Raw genomic sequence first — 18799 nt, forward strand, 5'->3', positions numbered from 1 at the left:
GGAGCAGCCGCGGACTCCCCCTTCGACCCCCGTGCGCGGCCTGCCCGCGCACCTGCCCAGAGAGGCACACGTGACGGTGTCTCGTACCCCCGTCGTCCTGCTCGTCGAAGACGACCCGGGCGACGTCCTGCTCGTGACCGAGGCGCTCGAACGCGCCACGACCCCGCCCGCACTCCACGTCGCCGGTGACGGCCAGGAGGCCATGGACTTCCTGCACCGGCCGGGCCGCCCCCGGCCCGACCTGATCCTGCTCGACCTCAACATGCCCCGCCTCGACGGCCGGCAGACCCTGGTCCGGATCAAGGCCGACCAGCACCTGCGCGCCATCCCGGTGGTCGTGTTCACCACCTCCGACGCCGAGGCCGACGTGCTGAGCTGCTACCACGGCCACGCGAACGCCTTCGTCACCAAGCCCATGGGCCTGGACGACCTGGAGGACGTCGTCGACCAGATCGACCACTTCTACACCGGCGTCAGCGCGCTCCTGCCCCCGGAGCAGCGCCAGGGCTGACCCGCGCCGGCCTTCCTCCCGGGACCACTGGGAGGAAGGCCCGCCCGGCTCAGGCGACGTGCATCCGGACCCGGCCCGCGTCGTCCACCCAGCCCTTGCTCCGCGCATAGTCGATCATGGCGTCGAAGTCCCTGCGCCACATCGGGTCCCGGCCCAGTTCACCGGCCAGCCGGACGAGTTCGGGCGCGGGCACCGCCAGGTGCGCCTCGTCCGTCCAGTCCCCGATCCCGGCGGCGCGGGCCCGGGCCCCGTCGCCCTCCAGCACCAGCGACAGCGCCTTGAGGTTCTGCGCGTCGTCGAGCACGACACCCTCGGCCGAAGCCCGCACGATCATGTCACCGGTCCTTCCGTCACGGCGGCCTGGCCTCTCACCAGCCCTGCACCCGGGGCCAGGTTCCGGTGATGTCCAGGTTCCCGTCAACCACCGTGTAGCCGCGGTGCTGGGCCGCGGTGGCGCACGCGTGGTTGGGCAGGATGCGCAGCCGGGTGCCGAGCGGCAGGTCGGGCAGCTCGCCCGAGCTCGTCGTCAGGGTGCCGTGCTCCTGGCTGGCGTCGGTCATCCGCAGCCCGGGCAGGAGCGTGCCGTCGAGGGTGCTCACCAGGCCGTAGCCCTGGTCGACCGGCTGACGGGCGGTGCCCCGGTCGCGGGAGGTGGCCATCCAGCCCCCGTCGGTGAGCACACGACCGGGCTGGTGCCCGATCACGGTGACCACGACCGACAGCGCCAGGTCGTCGAGCGCGCACACGCCGATCCCGGCCATCACCAGGTCGAAGAACACGTAGTTGCCGGCCCGGACCTCGGTGATGCCGGTGAGATCGCTCCGGTGATCGAGGGCGTGGGCCGTGGGGGTCGACCCGATGCTCACGGTCGGCACCGTCAGCCCGGCCTCGCGCAGCCGGGTGGCGGCCCGCACCGCCACCTCCCGCTCGTTGGCGGCGGCCGCCGCCATCTCACCCGGCGTGTAGGCGAAGTACGACTCGCCCGCGTGCAGCAGCACGCCCTCCAGGCACCCCCGGGAGGCGAGGTGCTCGCCGATGGTGAGCAGGTCGTCCGCCATCGGCGCCACTCCGCCCCGGTGACCGTCGCAGTCGACCTCGATCAGCGCCGGCACCCCGCACTCGGCCACGGCCACCGCCTGGGCCAGGCTGTCGAGCAGCACCGTGACGGTGACGCCGCGGTCGTAGAGCGCGCGGACCCTCGGCAGCTTGTGCGGGTCGATGCCGACGGCGTAGGTGATGTCGGTGAACCCGGCGTCGGCGAACGCCTCGGCCTCGGCCAGCGTGGAGACCGTGATCGGGCCCGGACCGCCGTCGAAGACCAGCCGGGCGACGTCGATCGACTTGGCCGTCTTGACGTGCGGGCGCAGGATCACGCCGTGCGGTTTCAGGCGGTCACGCAGCCGGGTGACGTTGGTGCGCAGGCGGTTCCGGTCGACGACGGCGAACGGGGTGCCCGGGTCGTGCAGGGTGCTCATGCATCACTTCGCATAGTTGTAGACGGTGGCGCGGGAGATGCCGAGCTGGTCGGCGATCGTCTGGGCCGAGCTGCGGGAGTCGAAATAGCCCTCCCGGTGCAATTTCTGCACCAGCTCCCGCTTCTGCTCGCGGTTCAGCCCGCGCGGGGTGGTGGCCAGATCGGCGGCGAACGCGTCGATCGTGAGGCGCATCTCGCGGTCGGTGCGGTCGCGGAGGGTCTCGTGCACGACCGCACCGGCGGCCGCGGCCGGATCGGTCGCGACCAGGTTGGCCAGGCTCAGCGCCATCGGCGACAGGGTGGAGACGTCGAGATTCAGGCACAGCGCGGCGACGTAGCGGCCCTCGGCGTTCTTGATGCCGATCGACGTGCTCTTGGCCGGGCGCCCGTCGGGAAACTGGTTGCGGTAGTTCTGGATCACCGCCGGGTACTCCGGGTCGGCGATGCGGCGCAGCCCCAGCTCGGTGGCCGAGTCGCCGACGCTGCGCCCGGAGAGGTTGTTCTCGATCACCCGGATCGCCTGGTCGGGCTCACGCAGGTCGTGCAGCACCACCTCGCACAGCCCCGGGAACATCCGGCCGACGGCGACGGCGATCTTCTCGGCCTCGGCCAGCAGGTGCTCGTCCATGCGTTCACCTTAGACATGCTGTCCAGACTTCGACAACCATTTGAGGTTCAGACTGGAGCATCCTCACCCGCCAAGGAGTGCGATCCGCATGCGTCCCTTCCGCATCGACATCCCTCAGCCCGAGATCGACGATCTCCGGCACCGCCTCGACACCACCCGCTGGCCCGACGCCGGCCCCGTCGGCGACTGGTCGCACGGACTCCCCCTCGACCTGATGCGGGACCTGACGCGGGAATGGGCACACGGCCACGACTGGCGCACCACCCAGGACCGGCTCAACCGCATCCCGCAGTTCACCCACGAGGGCATCCATTTCCTGCACGTGCGCTCGGCCCGGGCCGATGCGACGCCCCTCGTCCTCACCCATGGCTGGCCCGGATCGTTCCTCGAATTCGAGTCCGTGATCCAGCCTTTGACGCAGGGCGAACCCGCGTTCGACGTGGTGGTCCCGTCGCTGCCCGGCTACGGGTTCAGCGCGGCCCACCCCTGGGACGTGCACGAGATCGCCGACGCCTGGGCCGCCCTGATGGCCACCCTGGGGTACCCCGAGTTCGTGGCCGCCGGCAGCGACTGGGGCACGAGCATCAGCACGTGCATCGGCATGCAGCATCCGGAGCGGACTTTCGGGCTGCATCTGGTGCCGCCGCTGGCGGCTCCCCGGCCCGGGCCGTGGAGCCCCCAGGAGCAACGAGCCCAGGACGAGCTGCGCGAGCGGGCGAGCACCGCGTCGGCCTACTCGGTCGTGCACCAGACCCGGCCCCAGACGATCGGTTACGCCCTCGCCGACTCGCCGGCCGCCCTGCTGGCATGGATCGGCGAGAAACTGCTCACCTGGGGCGACGGCCCGCAGGCCCTGTCGAAGGAGCAGATCTTCGACAACCTCAGCCTGTACTGGTTCACCCGCACCGGCGCCTCGTCGGCCCGGCTCTACGCCCGCAGCATCGATGAGATCGGCCGCTGGTTCACGGATCCGGAGGTCCTGCCCACCCTCGACGTGCCCGTGGGCGCGACCGTGTTCGCACGGGAGGTGCCCCGGCCGTCGCGACGATGGGCCGAAAAGCCGTACCGGCACCTCGTCCACTGGGGCGAGCCCGAACGAGGCGGCCACTTCGGCGCCTGGGAGCAGCCCGCCGTGTTCACGCAGGAACTACGCAAGAGCTTGCAGGGCATGAAAAAGGCCCGGGGCCGCGATGTGTCGCGGAGCCCGGGCCGATAGTCAAGCCAGGTACTACAGGGCCGTGCGCAGTCTTTCAATGACCTGCTCGGCATCCCAGGAATGGTCGTACCGGTCGGACAGGCAGTCGTCGTCGATGCAGTTCATGACGGCATTCAGTGCTTTGCGGGCGCGTTCGTTGAGCACGATCGACACGTAGCCGGTCACAGCATCACGCGTGACCGCGACGACGGGGTCGGTCTCCTCGACGACCTCGTCCTCCTCGAACTCACTCTCGAAGAGATCGTCGCGGGAAAGCAGCGGGCTCAGGGCATTCACGATGAACCTCCAGTAAAGGCTGACGGCACAGCGTCAGGACCTCCTGAACTCATCTTCCGGATACCAGCGGATTTGGCAACCGGAAGGCCGTGATCCGGACCACATCAACGCGGTTGGAGATCATCGCGCCCCCCGTCCGGTCGCCATCGATCCTGATCACTGCCGCACAGGTCAGCACCCGAATGCCGAACCGGTCCACCGACGGGCCGACCACGCAGCGCGGTCTCCCCGTACGTGAGCGGACTCACGTCGTCCCGGCCCGCCACCAACCGCGACCAGTTCCAGCCGATTTGCCGTCATCCGGCACCGGGCCGAGTGGCCCCGGCAAGCCCTGCAAGAGCTTGCACCCGCGAGCGCGCGCCCGCCACACCGGCTTTGACCAGGCCTCGGCCGGGCGGGCCCCCATCGGCCTGAGAATTGCTGCGTCAGAGGCCAACCCGCGCAATGGCGGACGCGGTGGTCGCCCCGGCGGTCAGGCCGCCCCGTCGTAGCGTTCCCGGGAGACGAGCACACCGGGCATGTGCTCGCGGGCCCAGGTCTCCAGGCCGAGCAGCAGCGGCTGGAGCGTGCGCCCGGCCTCGGTGAGTTCGTACTGCACCCGCGGCGGCACCTCGGCGAAGGCCTGCCGCACGATCAGCCCGTCACGCTCCAGGGCCTTCAGCGTCTGCGACAGCATCTTCGGGGAGATGCCCCCGACCTGGTCGGCCAGGTCGCGGTAGCGGGCCGGCCCCTCGGAGAGGACGCCGATGATCAGGATCGTCCACTTGTCGCCGATCCGGTCGACCAGCCCCCGGCTGGGACAGTCGGCGGCGTAGGGGTTGAACGGCAGATCCTCGGTCACGGCGTCCTCTCCTTGGTCACGGCGTCAGTAGGCGACGCTGATGCGCTCGCGCGTGTGCGCACCCGACTCGATCTCGTCAACATAGGCGATCGCGTAGTCGTCACCCGAGATGAACGACTTGCCCTCGGCGTCGGACTGCAGCACGTCGCCACCGACCCGGAAGGTGCCGACGCGCTCGCCGGGCACCCAGGAGCCGAACTCGGCCGCGGGGCTCACGTAGAACCAGTTCAGCTCGCCCTCGGAAACCCGCAGCGCCTCGAGGATCTGGCGGTGACTGCCGGCCTCGCCCTTGTAGGCGTCCGGGAACTCGGGGGTGTCGATGAGCGCCGGGCCCCCCTCGGCGACGAGCAGCGAGCCCGCGCCACCGACGAAGCTCAGGCGCGCGTCGTTCTCGATCGAGACCCTGGTCAGGAGCGGCAGGGCGTCGATGAGCCTGGGCTCACCCTCCTCGCCGGGCTCGGCGCGCAGCGCGACGACGATCTGGTCGGCACCCTTCACCACGTCGGCGACGAACGCCTCGTCGTGGATCGAGCCGGTGCGCAGCTGGATGCGGCTGTCGAGCTCCTTCTCGTGACGGGCGACGGCGACGACCTCGTGGCCACGGGAGACCAGCTCGGCGCCGATCCGGCCACCGGCGTACCCGGTGCCCCCGAAGATGACGACCTTGGCCATGACAACCTCCATGCTTGCTCGCGGATAGCTACTACCTGAAAGATAGTATCGAGATGCTTGAAGGTCAAACCATCTCCGCGACGGCCGCCGGACGTACCGGATCAGGCGACGCTGAACCCGCCGTCCACGGCGATCGTCTGGCCGGTGACGTAGGCGGAGGCGTCGGACGCCAGCCACACCGCGACTCCCGCGAAGTCGGGAAGTTCACCGTTGCGTCCCATATGAGTGCGGGCGGCCAGGGCCTCGGCCCGGCCGGGAATCGCGAAAGCGGGTTCGGTGAGCGGGGTTCGCACGAAACCGGGGGCGACCGCGTTGCAGCCCACCCCGCGCGGCGACCAGGCCTCGGACTGCGAGCGGGTGAGCCCGGTGACGGCGGCCTTGGAGACGCCGTAGGCCCCGCTGTTGCCGAAGGCGCGCACCGACTGCTGCGAGGCGATGTTGATGATGCGGCCCCAGCCACGCTCGGCCATCGCGGGGCCGAGCGCCTGACCGAGAACGAAGGCGGCGTCGACGTTGACGGCCATCGTCCGGTCGTACTCGTCGAGGGTGAGCTCGTGCATCGGGGGCCGGAGATTGAGACCGGCCGAGTGCACCAGGATGTCGATCGGCCCGAACTCAGCCTGGGCCCGTTCGGCCACGCCGGTGACCTCACGACGGTTCGCGAGGTCGGCCGCGATCCAGTCGGCCCGCACGCCGTCGGCCCGCAGACGTTCGGTGTTCTCGCGCAGCCGGTCGGCGGTGCGGGCGACGAGGACGACCCGGGCCCCGGCCCGCCCGATCGCCTCGGCCATGCTCAGCCCGATGCCCGAGCTGGAGCCGGTGATCAGCGCGGTGCGGCCGGCGCAGGAGAAGAGGTGTTCAACCGTGGGATGCACGGCTGACACCGTAAGCGATCGATCACCGCATTTCTCGGTCGCCGGCGGTGCGATACAGCTCGCGTTTCAGTTGCCGGCGGCGCGGTGCTGCTCGCGCCTCAGTTGCCGGCGGCGCAGTGCTGCTCGAGCCTCAGTTGCCGGCGGCGCGGTACTGCTCGAGCACGGACGACGCGATGCGGCCCCGGGCGGAGACTTCGACGCCGTTGCTGGCGGCCCAGGCACGCACGGCGGCGGTGTCGACCTCGGTGGTGACCTTGCGAATGGTGCGGCCGGACTTGGTCAGACGCCGCGCACTGTTGGCCCACGGCTCGAAAGCCTGCCGCAATTTGGCCGCGTTCTTCTCGGTCACGTCGATCTCATAGGTCTTGCCGTCGATAGCGAAGGTGACGGTCTCCGCCGCGGGCTTTCCGTTGAGGTCGTCGGTGAATTCCACAATCGTTCTCTGCGCCATGGGCAGAGCATAGGGCGAGATTGTCGCCGGGAGTAATTCGGGGCAGGCGAGTCACTAATTGCGTGGATCACCATTCACCCGGACGGACCAGGTGACTACGCAGACGAACCGTTTTATCGGGCCGGGCATTTCGTGGACCACGGGGCGCGGTCGGCCGCTCACTCGCCTTTACCCGGGGCGGGCCGCGGATCCGGGACCGGATTAGCGTTCCGGGTGCCACGGCCGGTCGGCCCGGGTGCGCAGGGCACCGGCCTCCACCCGCAGCGCGTGCACCACGTGACCGTCCCCCTCACCGACGGGGCCCAGGTAGGTGTGACCGGTGAGGTGACACCACGAGGGCAGGTCGATCGGGGCGGCCGGATCGGTGGTGAGCACGTGCACGAGCGTGCCCGGATCCGCCTCCGCCACCACGCCGCGCAGCTTGATCAGCAACCGCACGCAGAGCATGCCGATGCCGTCCACCACGACGTCGGGCGGGACGGAAGACGTTTCCGCGCCCATGCTCTCGGCCGTCAGCCGGCGCGGCGGTCGGACGCCGCCCAGGAGACCGCGGCGGTGACGGCGGAGACCGCGAGCACCGACGGCCAGGGGCCGATCTTCTTGGCCAGCGGGTGGCTCAGGCCGAAGGCCCCGACGTAGGTCGCGACCAGGGCGCCGGTGGTGACGGGCCCGGTCTTGCGCACCCATTCCCGGCCGGCCAGCACCCCGCCGGCCGCCAGCACCGCGCCGCCCAGCGGGCGATTGCCGGTGCGGCGGGCGAGTTGCCAGCCCCCGATGAGAGAACCTGCGGTGACGGCGGCCGTGGGAAAACGCATATCGCGACGGTAACACCGCAGTTGGCGTGCTCTTCGGCGGGCCTTCCCGGACGCGTACTGTCGATGTCGCCGGCGACCACCTTCACGACAATGTTGTCGGCGCTGCGTCACTCCACCGGAAAGGCGACCGGCGATTTCCCGGCCGTCCGGTCCCACTCCCCCGGCCCGCCGCCGAGGCGACCTTATTCCACCCAATCGTCCACAACGTCCCCTATTCGCTGCCCAATGCCGCCGCCGTGGCCGCCCCGATCGCCGCCATCTGCGGGTTGTCGGCGGAATGAGCCAGGAAGACCAGGGCGAACGCGGCCGCCCAGGCCCGGGCCCGGATTTCCAGCGATTTCCCGGAAAGGGGCGCCCGGTGCGCGTACTCCGCCCAGAACCGCGCTCGGGCCGGAGCCGGGAGCAGCATCCAGGCCACGGCCAGGTCGGTGGCCGGGTCGCCCGCGGTCAGGTCGCCGAAGTCGATGACCGCCCCGATCCCCCGGCCGGTGATCAGGAGATTGGCCGGATGCAGGTCGCCGTGGAGCCAGACCGGTTCGTGCGCCCAGGGTTCCGCCGCCGTGCCCCGGTCGATCAGTTCCATCAGGAACCCCGCCGAGGCACCGGCCGACGCCGCGTTGCGCTCGTCGAGCGGACGGCGGGCGGGCAGGTCGACGCCCCGGAACGGGTTGCGGGGAGCCTGCGTGGGAGCGGGCCGGTGCAGGGCTCCCAGAAAGGCCGCGAGTTCGGTCGCGACACGGTGCGAATCAGCTTCGGTGAATTCGCCGGTGGCGGTGACCGCAGGGCTTCCGGGCAGCCAGGGCGTGAGACTCCAGGGGTAGGGGTAGCCGGGCGTGGGGACGCCGGTGCGCACCGGCACCGGGATCGGCAGGGGAAGGCGCGGGGCCAGTTCGGGCAGCCAGGTCTGCTCGGCGTGCACCAGGGCGGCGGCCTGCTCGCGGCGGGGCAGGCGGGCGACGAGGCCGTCACCGATGCGGGCCATCACGTTGTCCCAGCCGTTCGCGAGCACGGTGATCGGCTCGTGCGCCAGGTCGGGGTGCTGCTCGGCGAGAAGCTGCCGGATGTCGTCGGTGGTGATCTCGACGTCGGCGGCGGGCATCCGGGCCATCAGCGTTGCTCCTCGCCGACGTCATGCTTCTCGCTCCGGCCCGCGTGCTGCGCGATGTGGCCAGTGCGCTTCGCGGCCTGGCCGGTGTGTCTCTCGAGCTGGCCTTCGTGCTTATCGAGCTGACCTTCATGGGTCTTGAGCCGGCCTTCGTGCTTCTCGGCCCGGCCGTCGTGCTTCTCGGCCCGGCCTTCGTGCTTCTCGAGCTGGCCTTCGTGCTTCTCGGTCTGGTCGGTGCGGTGCTTCTCGATCTCCGGCACGTGCTCGCGCGCCCACCCGGCCAGCGCGAGAGCCGGTGCGATGAGGCTCTTCCCGGTGGCAGTGAGCGTGTACTCGACACGCGGCGGCACCTCGGCGTGGGCGGTGCGCGAGACCAGGCCGTCGTGCTCCAGGTTGCGCAGGGTCAGGGTGAGCATCCGCTGCGAGATCCCCGGGATCCGGGCCTGCAGCTCGGAGAAGCGCAGCACGCTCTGGTCGATCGTGGCGACCACCAGGAGGGTCCACTTGTTCGCGATGCGGTCGAGCACCGTGCGCAGGGTGCGCCCGCCGTCACCCCGGATCAGGCAGGTGTTCTCGTACTGCGACATGACCTCTCCCGGCCTCAGGCACACGTGTGTGCCTTTTGTAGCGTCCCGACGGCGGACTCATGATGCTGCCACGTCCCGTTCGCCGGTATCACGGAGTCTTTTCATGACGATTGCCTTCTGGGTGCTCGCCGCCCTGCTCGCCCTCTTCTACCTCTACAGCGGCGGTCTCAAGGTGGTGCGCACCCGCGATCAGCTGCGTCCGATGATGGCCTGGGTCGACAGCGTGCCGCTCCCGGCGCTGCGCACGATCGGCGTGCTCGAGGTGCTCGGTGCCCTGGGTCTGGTGCTGCCTCCGCTGACCGGGATCGCACCGGTGCTGGCGGTGGCCGCCGCGATCGGGCTGGCACTGATCCAGGTCGGCGGCACCGCCACGCACGTGTCGCGGGGCGAGACGAGCGTGATCGGGCTGAACCTCGCGCTGCTCGTCGCGGCGGCGGTCACGGCGTGGCTCGCCACCGTCTGGCTGTGATGCGGGCGTAGGGTGAGCCGCACGTTCACCGAGGGGGCTGAATGATGCGCGCTTACACCATTTTTCCGTTCGTGATGGCCGTCGGCGTCGTGCTGGCGCCGTCGGCACAGGCGGCGTCCGGGGGCCTGCCGACGCAGGCCGCGGTCTCGCCGGGCCCGTCGACCCGGTCCGCTCAGGCCCGACTTGCGGAGGCCAGGATCGCGGACGCGCGGTCCGCTCACGCCCGGCCCACCCAGGCCCGGCCCGCTCACGCCCGGCCCGCTCACGCCCAGCCCGCTCACGCCCGGCCCACCCAGGCCCGGCCCGCTCAGGCCCGGCCCGCTCACGCCCAGCCCGCTCACCTCCAGCCCGCTCAGGCCGGCTCGGGATCACCCACGGCAGCCACCTCTTCCAGCGCGCCCGCGGTCGCCGGGGTACAGAGGCAGCGGCTCGTCTACTCCTCGGCGCCCGGGCAGGCCAACCGGCTCACAGTCACTATGCGCGCCGGCACCGGCACCGACCTCTACTCCTACACGGTCGACGACGTGTACCCGATCCGGGCGACCGCGGGCTGCCGTCACCCGGTGCGCACCGACGCGACCAAGGTGGTGTGCTCGCTCGACGTCGCCGGCAACGCAGACCCGTTCTACGCCGGGCTGTTCTACCTCGGCGACCGTAACGACACCGTGCGCTTCCACAACCTGAGCGGTCAGGAGTTCTACGCCAGTCAGTTCTGGCTGGGCGACGGTGACGACCGCGCCGTGACCCGGGCCGATCAGCCCGAGCCGGGGCAGGACGGGCACGACGGCAGCTCGGTCTACGGGCAGAACGGCGACGACCAGATCGAGACCGGTCCGGGCGGCGACCTGAGCTTCGTGATGGGCGGCAACAACGACGACCTGATCCGGGTCTACGGCGAGGGCATCGCCTCCGGCGGCAACGGGAACGACAAGATCTACGGGACCTTCGGCATCCACACCTTCAACGGCGACGACGGCAACGACCTGATCGACGCCGGTGACGGTGACGACGTGGTCTACGGCGGACGCGGCAACGACCGCCTGTGGGGCCGCCAGGGCAACGACACCATCTACGGCAACAGCGGTGACGACCAGCTGCACGGTGGACTCGGGACCGACAACCTCCACGGCGGCCCGGGCCGGAACGTGATCGACGAGCGCTGAAACTGTCGGTGGTCTCTGGCAGAGTGCTTTTTCGTGGAGATCGACAGGTTCTGGGAGATCGTCGAGGCGGCCCGTGCGGTTCCGGCCCCGTTCGACGAGGCGCTGTTCAACCGGCTGCGGCAGCTACCGGGCGACGAGATCGTCGAATTCGGGCGGCGGTTCGGTGAGTTGCAGCTCGAGCTGTACCGGTGGGACGTCTGGGGTGCGGCCTACCTCATCGGCGGGGGCTGTTCCGACGACGCGTTCATCGACTTCTGTGCCGGGGTGATCTCACTGGGCCGGGAGTGGCTCGAGCAGCCCGACAGCCTCGCCACACACCCGGAGGTGCAGGCCGAGGGCGGTGACCAGTTCGAGCCACTGTTCTACGAAGAGGTCACCTACGTGCCGGCCCGGGCCTGGCGGCAGGCCACCGGCGGCACCGACTTCCCGCAGGAACCCGTCGCGCACGACCGCGACATGGGTGAGTCGTTCGACTTCGACGACGAGTCCGAGATGCGGCGCCGCTACCCGTCTCTCGCGCCGGTCTGCCTTTAGGGACCCCATGGCAGACGCGCCGGTCGGCTAAAGGACGGGCGCCCCGGACGGCACCCCGCCCCGGACCTCATCTCACACCGCCCCGGCACGCGCCCCGCTCCCCGCCCCCGGCGTCCCGCCTCACCCAGCACCCAGCACCCGGCGTCTCGCCCCGCCCCGCCCCGCCTGATGGAGTCTGCGGCACCCACGCCTCCGGAGCCGCTCCCCTCATGCATAGCCACGCGAAGTGCACTGGCTGCGGGTGCGTCGGTGCAGGGCTCCTGCCCGGCCGCAGGGCTCGTACCGCCGGGCTTCGCGGCGCCGGGAACAGCACCACCCCCTATACCCATTCGGTATAGGGGGTGTGTCTTCCGCCGAGACTCGGCCCGTCGGGGAGCCTCAGCCCATCAAGGCCTTCCACTCGTCAAGGCATCCACCCGTCAAAGCCCTCCACCCGTCAAAGCCCTCCCACCCGTCAAAGGGCTTTCCCCCGCCAGGGAGTTTCCACCCGTCAGGCGGGCAGGTTGACCACGGTGTTGTCGGAGGCCGGGCGCGGGAAGGGGATGCGCTTGGCCGGACCGGCCTGGCGCAGTAGGTCGGTCATCAGCTCGGCGGGCTGCGGCCGGCACAGGTGGTAGCCCTGGCCGTAGGCGATGCCCAGCCCGGCCAGACGTTCACGCTGGGGCTCGGTCTCGATGCCCTCGGCCACCACGTCGACCTTCAGCGAGCGGGCCATCGCCACGATGCCCTCGAGCAGCGGTGACGACGGGTCGGTCTGCAGGTTGCTGGTGATCGAGCGGTCGAGCTTGAGCTGGCGCACCGGGTAGCGGTGCAGGTAGTCGAGCGAGGTGTAGCCGATACCGAAGTCGTCGAGGCTGACGCGCACACCGGCCTCGGTGAGCAGGGCCAGGGTGAGAGCCCCGGCCTCGGGCGGCAGTTCGTCGTGCTCGGTGATCTCCAGGTGCAGTTGCGTCGGCTTGACCCCGGCGTGCTCCAGCGACTGCAGCGTGGCCTCGGCCAGGCGCGGGTCGAGCATGCTGGTGCGCCCCAGGTTCACGCTGACGTAGATCGAGCCGATGCCCTCCTGCTCCCACGCGGCCACCTGGGCCAGCGCCTCACCCAGCACCCAGCGGTCGAGTTCCCCGGCCAGGCCCGAGGTCTCGGCCAGGCCGAAGAAGTCGTCGGGGCGCACCATGCCCCGTTCGGTGTGCCGCCAGCGCATGAGCGCCTCGCAGCCGGTGATCAGGCCGGTGCCGAGCTCGACCAGGGGCTGGTAGTACACCTCGAAGGTCCCCGCGGTGACGTCTCCGTCGAGCGTGCGGCGCAGGTCGGTGAGCAGGGCCTGACGGCCGAGCACCTGGTCACGCTGCTTCGGGTCGTAGACCACCACGGTGTTGCGGCCCGCGGCCTTGGCCGAGTAGACGGCGATGTCCACCTCGGTGAACACCTCGGCCTCGTCGCGGTCGGGCAGGTTCAGCTCGATCACGCCGATGCTCACCCGCACCGGCATCTCGTGACCGGCCACGTCGAACGGGGCGGCGAACACCTTGTCCTTGATCGCCTCGACCGGGGTGTGCCCGGGCGGGAGGATCAGCACGAACTCGTCGCCGCCGGGACGTCCCAGGATCGCGTCCGGCGACATCTGGCCCCGCAGCCGGCGGGCGATCTGCACCAGCAGGTCGTCACCGGCGTAGTGCCCGAACGTGTCGTTGACCTGCTTGAAGTCGTCGACGTCGAGAAGGGCGAGCTGCCAGGGCGATTCGGCGGTGGGGGCGAGCTCGCGGAAGGCGAGCACCATCCCCCGCCGGTTGAGCAGGCCGGTGTACCAGTCGCGGTCGGCCAGGCGCTCGTTGTCGAGCACCGCGGCGGCACCGCGCACCAGGGCCACCATGGCCACGAGCACCCCGGTGAGCACGTAGACCAGGCCGGGCAGCAGGTCCGCGCCGATGACGTACAGCAGCACGGGCACGGCGGCCAGAGGCATCAGCGCGACCAGGCGCGAGGACTCCGAGCGCCGCCGCAGCAGGGCCTGGGGCGAGAACGCCGCGTGCATCGAGGGTTCCAGCGGCGCCCAGACGAACAGCCCGACGGCGACCACCGCGGCCACCTGGGCGAACTGGTTGTGCAGCGGGGCCCGCTCCCCCGTGCCGACCACGACCACCAGGTCGTTGACGACGGTCAGGATCGCGGCCAGCACCCCGAGAAAGGTGCTGCGCGGGAGACGGTCCCGGGAGATCAGGAACCGCACCAGCAGCCCGCCGAGCACCACGTCGATCACGGGGATCACGGCCGCCACGACCGAGACCCCGGTGGGAAGAGCCCGCACGGTCGCCACCACCTGGGCGACCACCACTCCGAAGACACCGACGAGGAGCAGCAGGTCGGCGTACCGGGAGAACCGGTCCCACCGTCCCCCGAACTCCTCGACGGCGCCCGGGAAGAACACGTACCGCGCCTTGCCCACCGCTTCCTGCTGACCGTGGCGCCGGATCCAGAACAGCCGGACCACGACACCCACGGCACACATCTGTCCCGCGATCACGAGGGCCGCACCGACAGCAGCGGCATCCTCGTTCAGCAGGCCGACCAGGCCCGCTCCGCCCCACAGCCCCAGCATTCCCGCGACCAGGCTCCAGGCGATCCACTCGGCGGGCCGGTACCAGGCGATTCCTCCGAGCGTGGCGCCCACAGCCACCCACGTCCCGGCGAGCAGCAACCACGGCTGCACGTCCGGGTGGCCGGCGGGTACGGCCAGCACGAGCAACCCCACCAGAGGGAGGATCATCGGCAAGGGCCGGGCTGTGATGGTCCTCGACGTCTCCCTCATGCTGATTAGATTCGGCTTCGGGAGGCCGGACTCAAGCACGCAGCGTGATCGATCTTCACTCTGCGGCAGTCGGTTCGCTCGAACGGCCCAGTGAAAGCCGGTTTCCGCGTAGCAATCGGGCACCGCGCGTGCCACGTAAGGCCCAGACTAGGGCGTTCGCACCGCCGGCACCACCGCAGCCGACCCCTGGGCCACCTGCGCGAACAGCTCGAAAACCTTCGGCTCGGACACCACCGGGCTGTTCGCGATCACCTCGTCGATGCCCAGCTCGGCCGGGCGGGCGAACCGCTCGACCGCTGATCGGGGCTCCGGCTCCTCCCGGCGGGCGCCGTCGCGGGTGAGGTGCAGGCTCGAGAGCACCGTGCGGTGCGGGGAGTCGAGGTCGCGGCCCTCGGTCTCGCAGTGGCCGCCCAGCACGTCGAGTCGGTGTTTGAGGACGTGGTGGTCGCCGCTGTTGAACAGGTTGCAGGCGTCGCTGTGGCGGGGCACGAGGCGGAGCGTCTTCTTGTCTCCCCAGCCGCCGCCGATGATGCGCGGGTACGGGAAAACCTCCGCGGACCGGCCTGGTCCGCGTCGCGCGCGATGCGCCCGAGCGTCGCGCCGATCTGCGCGGGCCCGCCGTCCCGGGTGAACCTGGGTGCCTCCAGTCCGATTCGCATCGGGCGCCGGAAGCCGGACACGGCGAAGGGCCCCGGCTCGTCAGCCGGGGCCCTTCGCGACGCGTACGTCAGAAGTGCAGCAGCGGGTCGATCGCGACGACCAGGAACAGCACGGTCAGGTAGGTGATCGAGCCGTGGAACAGCCGCATCGGCTTGAGCTCAGCCTCCTCACGCTTCGACCGGCCGTACAGCGCATGCGCCTCGTAGAGGAAGTAGCCGCCAGTGACCAGGGCCCCGATCGTGTAGACCCAGCCGGTGTCGGCCGCCGGGATCAGCAGCAGAGACCACAGCACCATGGCCCACGAGTAGATGACGATCTGCTTGCCGACGACCTTGGGGTCGGCGACCACGGGCAGCATCGGCACACCGGCCTTGGCGTAGTCCTCGCGGTACTTGATGGACAGCGGCCAGTAGTGCGGCGGCGTCCACAGGAACACGATGCCGAACAGCACGAACGGCGCGAGACTGAGGCTGTTCGTCACCGCCGACCAGCCGATGAGCGTGGGCAGGCACCCGGCCACGCCGCCCCACACGATGTTCTGCGGGGTGCGGCGTTTCAGGATCATCGTGTAGCCCACGACGTAGAGCAGGATCGCCGCCAGGCCGAGCACCGCCGACAGCACGTTCACCAGCACGGCCAGCACCGCGAACGCGATCACGCCGAGCGCCAGGCCGAAGGTGAGGGCGCCGCGCGGGCTGACCTCGCCGGTGACCAGCGGGCGGTTCACCGTGCGCTTCATCTCCGCGTCGATGTCGCGGTCGATGTACATGTTCAGCGCGTTGGCACTGCCCGCGGCGAGCGATCCGCCGAAGAGCGTGGCCAGGACCAGCCACAGCGAGGGCACGCCCCGCTCGGCCAGCATCATGGCCGGCACCGTGGTGACGAGCAGCAGCTCGATGATGCGGGGCTTGGTGAGCGCGATGTACGCGGCGACCGACCGGCGCAGCTTGTGCGAGCGCTTGGCCCGGACGAGGAAGAGCTCGCTCTCGCCCGTCAGCTCGGGGAAAGCCGCCCTCAGCGCGGGCACGGTCGGGACATGCGTTGGCGGCGCCGTCAGCCCCGAGGGCGGTGCCGGGCGAGGTTCGACTGCAGTCACAATTCCCTCGATGTTCAGATTCGGACGGGCGTCACTCTACGCGGGCCCTTCCGCCCTTCCGGACGCGGCACCCCGTAACGCAGTTCAAAGCTCGGCAGAACGCTCGGGTAACCCCAGTGAGTTGCGTGCTCAGATCCGGTGATCATGGGTCTGCACTGCTCAGAAGCGGTTCAGAAGCGCCCCGGTCGTTCCGAAGTGGGACCCGGGACGGTGTGACACCGATCTCGTGTTGCCTCATTGTCGTCGGGCTGACGTAAAATCTGTCCGGACATCGGCGGCCACGGCTCACCTGCAAGAGTTCCACTCGCGTCTGGAACGGCTGGGCTCACCCGCCGGGTCTAGGCTCGATCTTGAGAAGACCATGCAAGGGAAGGATCCGGATCGTCGTGACAGACACCGCAACCAGCGCCACCAACGGGCTCGAGTGGACCGACTTGGACAAGCGCGCGGTGGACACCGTGCGACTGCTCGCCGCGGACGCGGTGCAGAAGGTCGGCAACGGTCACCCGGGTACGGCCATGAGCCTCGCCCCCGCGGCCTACATGCTCTACCAGAAGGTCATGAAGCACGATCCGAGCGACCCCAACTGGGTCGGCCGTGACCGCTTCGTGCTCTCCGCCGGTCACTCCAGCATCACGCAGTACGTGCAGCTCTTCCTCGCCGGCTACGGCCTCGAGCTCGAAGACCTCAAGGCGCTGCGCACCTGGGGCTCGCTGACCCCCGGTCACCCCGAGTACGGCCACACGGCCGGCGTCGAGATCACCACCGGCCCGCTGGGCCAGGGTCTGGCCTCCGCGGTGGGTATGGCGATGGCCGCCCGCCGCGAGCGTGGCCTGTTCGACCCGGAGGCGGCCGCGGGCGAGAGCCCGTTCGACCACCACGTCTACGTGATCGCGTCCGACGGTGACCTCCAGGAGGGTGTCACCGCCGAGGCCTCGTCGATCGCCGGTCACCAGGAGCTGGGCAACCTGGTCGTGATCTACGACCAGAACCACATCTCCATCGAGGACGACACCGACATCGCCTTCACCGAGGACGTCGCCAAGCGGTACGAGTCGTACCACTGGCACGTGCAGAAGGTCGACTGGACCGTCACCGGCGAGTACGTCGAAGACGTGCAGGCCCTGTACGACGCGATCGAGGCGGCCAAGGCCGAGACCTCGAAGCCGTCGATCATCCTGCTCCGCACCATCATCGCCTGGCCGGCCCCGACCAAGCAGGGCACGGGTGCCTCGCACGGCTCCGCGCTCGGCCTGGACGAGATCAAGGCCACCAAGGAGCTCCTCGGTTTCCCGACCGACCAGGACTTCTACGTCGACCCCGAGGTGTTCGAGCACGTCCGGGGTGCCGTCGACCGCGGCCGGTCGCTGAAGTCGGCCTGGCTCGAGGGTTTCAAGGCCTGGGAGGCCGCCAACCCGGAGCAGGCGTCGCTGCACGAGCGTCTGGCCGCCGGCCGGCTGCCCGACGGCTGGGAGAAGGCGCTGCCGTCCTTCCCGGCCGGCAAGGACGTCTCGACCCGTAAGGCGTCCGGTGCGGTCCTGAGCGCCCTGGCCCCGGTCCTGCCGGAGCTGTGGGGCGGTTCGGCCGACCTCGCCGAGTCGAACAACACGACCATGGAGGGCGAGCCGTCCTTCATCCCGTCGCACCGTTCGACCAGCACGTGGAGCGGCAACCCGTACGGCCGCACGCTGCACTTCGGCATCCGCGAGCACGCGATGGGCTCGATCCTGGCCGGTATCCGCCTGCACGGCAACACCCGCCCCTACGGCGGTACGTTCCTGCAGTTCAGCGACTACATGCGTGGCGCCGTCCGGCTCACGTCGCTGATGAACATCCCGGTCACCTACGTCTGGACCCACGACTCCATCGGTCTGGGCGAGGACGGCCCGACGCACCAGCCGGTCGAGCACCTGGCGGCCCTGCGCGCGATCCCGAACCTGTCGATCGTCCGCCCGGCCGACGCCAACGAGACCGCCTGGGCGTGGCGCGCCAACCTGGAGCGCAACTCCGGTCCGGTCGGGATGATCCTGTCCCGCCAGAACCTGCCCACCTACGACCGTGAGGCCCCCGGCTTCAACGGCCCGGAGGGTGTGGCCCGGGGCGCGTACGTCCTGGCCGAGGCCGACGGGGGCGACCCCAAGGTCATCCTCATGGGCACCGGCTCGGAGGTCCAGCTCGCCGTCGCCGCGCGCGAGGTGCTGCAGGCCGAGGGAATTCCGACCCGGGTGGTCTCGGTTCCCTGTGTCGAGTGGTTCAACGAGCAGGACGCCAACTACAAGGCGAGTGTGCTGCCGCACACCGTGAAGGCGCGTGTCTCGGTCGAGGCCGGTCTGGCCCTGGGCTGGCGCGACTTCGTCGGTGACGCCGGCCGCAGCATCTCGGTCGAGGGTTACGGCGCGTCCGCCGACTACAAGCGGATCTTCAAGGAGTACGGCATCACCACGGAGGCCGTGGTCGAGGCCGCCAAGGAGAGCCTGCGCGCCACCGAGGCCTGATCCTGGCCTGAACCTCCCGCAAGACCAGTAACACCCCGGCCCGCCGTCCGTGCCACCGCAGTCACGGACGGCGCAGGCCGGAATTCGATATGAGCCGTGCGGATGCCGCACGGCACCGCAACTGG

At 70.3% G+C, this 18799-nt stretch carries 20 protein-coding genes and 1 pseudogene; 6 read left to right on the plus strand and 15 right to left on the minus strand.

Features of this window, described 5'->3' with window-relative positions; translation table 11 throughout:
- The first annotated feature begins 70 nt into the window (after positions 1-70).
- Positions 71-511, plus strand: a complete 441-nt coding sequence (locus J2S57_RS34755; protein WP_307250782.1) for a response regulator — start codon at positions 71-73, stop codon at positions 509-511.
- A 49-nt stretch (positions 512-560) separates the two neighbouring features.
- Here the strand turns inward: J2S57_RS34755 and J2S57_RS34760 are convergent, their stop codons facing one another.
- From J2S57_RS34760 to J2S57_RS34770, 3 genes are read right to left on the minus strand one after another with little or no spacing between them, the layout of a single operon-like run.
- On the minus strand, positions 561-845 hold the full coding sequence (locus J2S57_RS34760; protein WP_307250784.1) for a hypothetical protein: 285 nt from the start codon (positions 843-845) through the stop codon (positions 561-563).
- Positions 846-879: 34 nt separating this feature from the next.
- Positions 880-1986, minus strand: a complete 1107-nt coding sequence (locus J2S57_RS34765) for an alanine racemase (RefSeq protein WP_307250786.1) — start codon at positions 1984-1986, stop codon at positions 880-882.
- Between the two features lie 3 nt (positions 1987-1989).
- Positions 1990-2613: a helix-turn-helix transcriptional regulator gene (locus J2S57_RS34770; RefSeq protein ID WP_307250789.1), complete on the minus strand. Its 624-nt coding sequence runs from the start codon at positions 2611-2613 to the stop codon at positions 1990-1992.
- Between the two features lie 88 nt (positions 2614-2701).
- Here J2S57_RS34770 and J2S57_RS34775 point away from each other — a divergent pair, with 88 nt between their 5' ends.
- A complete protein-coding gene (locus tag J2S57_RS34775; RefSeq protein ID WP_307250791.1) occupies positions 2702-3829 on the plus strand; it encodes an epoxide hydrolase family protein in 1128 nt (375 codons plus the stop codon).
- A gap of 12 nt (positions 3830-3841) precedes the next feature.
- Here the strand turns inward: J2S57_RS34775 and J2S57_RS34780 are convergent, their stop codons facing one another.
- The 9 genes and pseudogenes from J2S57_RS34780 to J2S57_RS35490 all read right to left on the minus strand — a co-directional run.
- Positions 3842-4105 (minus strand): hypothetical protein, encoded by a 264-nt coding sequence (locus tag J2S57_RS34780; protein ID WP_307250793.1) that lies wholly within the window; start codon positions 4103-4105, stop codon positions 3842-3844.
- 472 nt (positions 4106-4577) lie between these two features.
- Positions 4578-4946, minus strand: coding sequence for a winged helix-turn-helix transcriptional regulator (locus tag J2S57_RS34785; RefSeq protein ID WP_307250795.1), 369 nt, complete (start codon positions 4944-4946; stop codon positions 4578-4580).
- Between the two features lie 24 nt (positions 4947-4970).
- Positions 4971-5618, minus strand: coding sequence for an NAD(P)-dependent oxidoreductase (locus tag J2S57_RS34790; RefSeq protein WP_307250797.1), 648 nt, complete (start codon positions 5616-5618; stop codon positions 4971-4973).
- 101 nt (positions 5619-5719) lie between these two features.
- A complete protein-coding gene (locus tag J2S57_RS34795; RefSeq protein ID WP_307250799.1) occupies positions 5720-6493 on the minus strand; it encodes an SDR family NAD(P)-dependent oxidoreductase in 774 nt (257 codons plus the stop codon).
- Positions 6494-6623: 130 nt separating this feature from the next.
- A complete protein-coding gene (locus tag J2S57_RS34800) occupies positions 6624-6944 on the minus strand; it encodes a histone-like nucleoid-structuring protein Lsr2 (RefSeq protein WP_307250800.1) in 321 nt (106 codons plus the stop codon).
- Positions 6945-7145: 201 nt separating this feature from the next.
- Positions 7146-7445 (minus strand): sulfurtransferase TusA family protein, encoded by a 300-nt coding sequence (locus J2S57_RS34805; RefSeq protein ID WP_307250801.1) that lies wholly within the window; start codon positions 7443-7445, stop codon positions 7146-7148.
- 11 nt (positions 7446-7456) lie between these two features.
- On the minus strand, positions 7457-7759 hold the full coding sequence (locus J2S57_RS34810) for a hypothetical protein (protein ID WP_307250802.1): 303 nt from the start codon (positions 7757-7759) through the stop codon (positions 7457-7459).
- 211 nt (positions 7760-7970) lie between these two features.
- Positions 7971-8867, minus strand: a complete 897-nt coding sequence (locus J2S57_RS34815; RefSeq protein WP_307250804.1) for an aminoglycoside phosphotransferase family protein — start codon at positions 8865-8867, stop codon at positions 7971-7973.
- Positions 8868-9100: 233 nt separating this feature from the next.
- Positions 9101-9451: pseudogene (locus tag J2S57_RS35490) on the minus strand (winged helix-turn-helix transcriptional regulator); the annotation flags it as partial.
- Positions 9452-9554: 103 nt separating this feature from the next.
- On the opposite strand from J2S57_RS35490, the gene J2S57_RS34825 reads away from it, so the two are divergent.
- The 3 genes from J2S57_RS34825 to J2S57_RS34835 are packed head-to-tail and all read left to right on the plus strand — an operon-like array spanning position 9555 to position 11617.
- A complete protein-coding gene (locus tag J2S57_RS34825) occupies positions 9555-9920 on the plus strand; it encodes a DoxX family protein (RefSeq protein ID WP_307250808.1) in 366 nt (121 codons plus the stop codon).
- 44 nt (positions 9921-9964) lie between these two features.
- Positions 9965-11083 carry a calcium-binding protein gene (locus J2S57_RS34830; RefSeq protein WP_307250810.1) on the plus strand — a complete coding sequence of 373 codons (1119 nt, stop codon included), beginning with the start codon at positions 9965-9967 and terminating at the stop codon, positions 11081-11083.
- A gap of 33 nt (positions 11084-11116) precedes the next feature.
- Complete coding sequence (locus J2S57_RS34835) at positions 11117-11617, plus strand: DUF4240 domain-containing protein (protein ID WP_307250812.1); 501 nt, start codon at positions 11117-11119, stop codon at positions 11615-11617.
- Between the two features lie 490 nt (positions 11618-12107).
- On the opposite strand, the gene J2S57_RS34840 is transcribed toward J2S57_RS34835, so the two are convergent.
- From J2S57_RS34840 to J2S57_RS34850, 3 genes are all read right to left on the minus strand, one after another.
- Entirely contained in the window at positions 12108-14366 is a 2259-nt protein-coding gene (locus tag J2S57_RS34840) for a putative bifunctional diguanylate cyclase/phosphodiesterase (protein WP_307250814.1), read from the minus strand.
- A gap of 204 nt (positions 14367-14570) precedes the next feature.
- Positions 14571-14912: a hypothetical protein gene (locus J2S57_RS34845; protein ID WP_307250816.1), complete on the minus strand. Its 342-nt coding sequence runs from the start codon at positions 14910-14912 to the stop codon at positions 14571-14573.
- A 238-nt stretch (positions 14913-15150) separates the two neighbouring features.
- Positions 15151-16140: a heme o synthase gene (locus J2S57_RS34850; RefSeq protein ID WP_370882742.1), complete on the minus strand. Its 990-nt coding sequence runs from the start codon at positions 16138-16140 to the stop codon at positions 15151-15153.
- 425 nt (positions 16141-16565) lie between these two features.
- On the opposite strand from J2S57_RS34850, the gene tkt reads away from it, so the two are divergent.
- Positions 16566-18674 carry a transketolase gene (gene tkt, locus J2S57_RS34855; protein WP_307250821.1) on the plus strand — a complete coding sequence of 703 codons (2109 nt, stop codon included), beginning with the start codon at positions 16566-16568 and terminating at the stop codon, positions 18672-18674.
- Positions 18675-18799 lie beyond the last annotated feature (125 nt).

The organism is Kineosporia succinea (assembly GCF_030811555.1).
GTDB lineage: Bacteria > Actinomycetota > Actinomycetes > Actinomycetales > Kineosporiaceae > Kineosporia > Kineosporia succinea.

Coding starts and splice junctions, on each gene's coding strand:
- J2S57_RS34760 (WP_307250784.1), bottom strand. CDS start 845: ATGATCGTGCGGGCTTCGGCCGAGGGTGTCGTGCTCGACGACGCGCAG.
- J2S57_RS34765 (WP_307250786.1), bottom strand. CDS start 1,986: ATGAGCACCCTGCACGACCCGGGCACCCCGTTCGCCGTCGTCGACCGG.
- J2S57_RS34770 (WP_307250789.1), bottom strand. CDS start 2,613: ATGGACGAGCACCTGCTGGCCGAGGCCGAGAAGATCGCCGTCGCCGTC.
- J2S57_RS34775 (WP_307250791.1), top strand. CDS start 2,702: ATGCGTCCCTTCCGCATCGACATCCCTCAGCCCGAGATCGACGATCTC.
- J2S57_RS34790 (WP_307250797.1), bottom strand. CDS start 5,618: ATGGCCAAGGTCGTCATCTTCGGGGGCACCGGGTACGCCGGTGGCCGG.
- J2S57_RS34800 (WP_307250800.1), bottom strand. CDS start 6,944: ATGGCGCAGAGAACGATTGTGGAATTCACCGACGACCTCAACGGAAAG.
- J2S57_RS34805 (WP_307250801.1), bottom strand. CDS start 7,445: ATGGGCGCGGAAACGTCTTCCGTCCCGCCCGACGTCGTGGTGGACGGC.
- J2S57_RS34810 (WP_307250802.1), bottom strand. CDS start 7,759: ATGCGTTTTCCCACGGCCGCCGTCACCGCAGGTTCTCTCATCGGGGGC.
- J2S57_RS34815 (WP_307250804.1), bottom strand. CDS start 8,867: ATGGCCCGGATGCCCGCCGCCGACGTCGAGATCACCACCGACGACATC.
- J2S57_RS34825 (WP_307250808.1), top strand. CDS start 9,555: ATGACGATTGCCTTCTGGGTGCTCGCCGCCCTGCTCGCCCTCTTCTAC.
- J2S57_RS34830 (WP_307250810.1), top strand. CDS start 9,965: ATGCGCGCTTACACCATTTTTCCGTTCGTGATGGCCGTCGGCGTCGTG.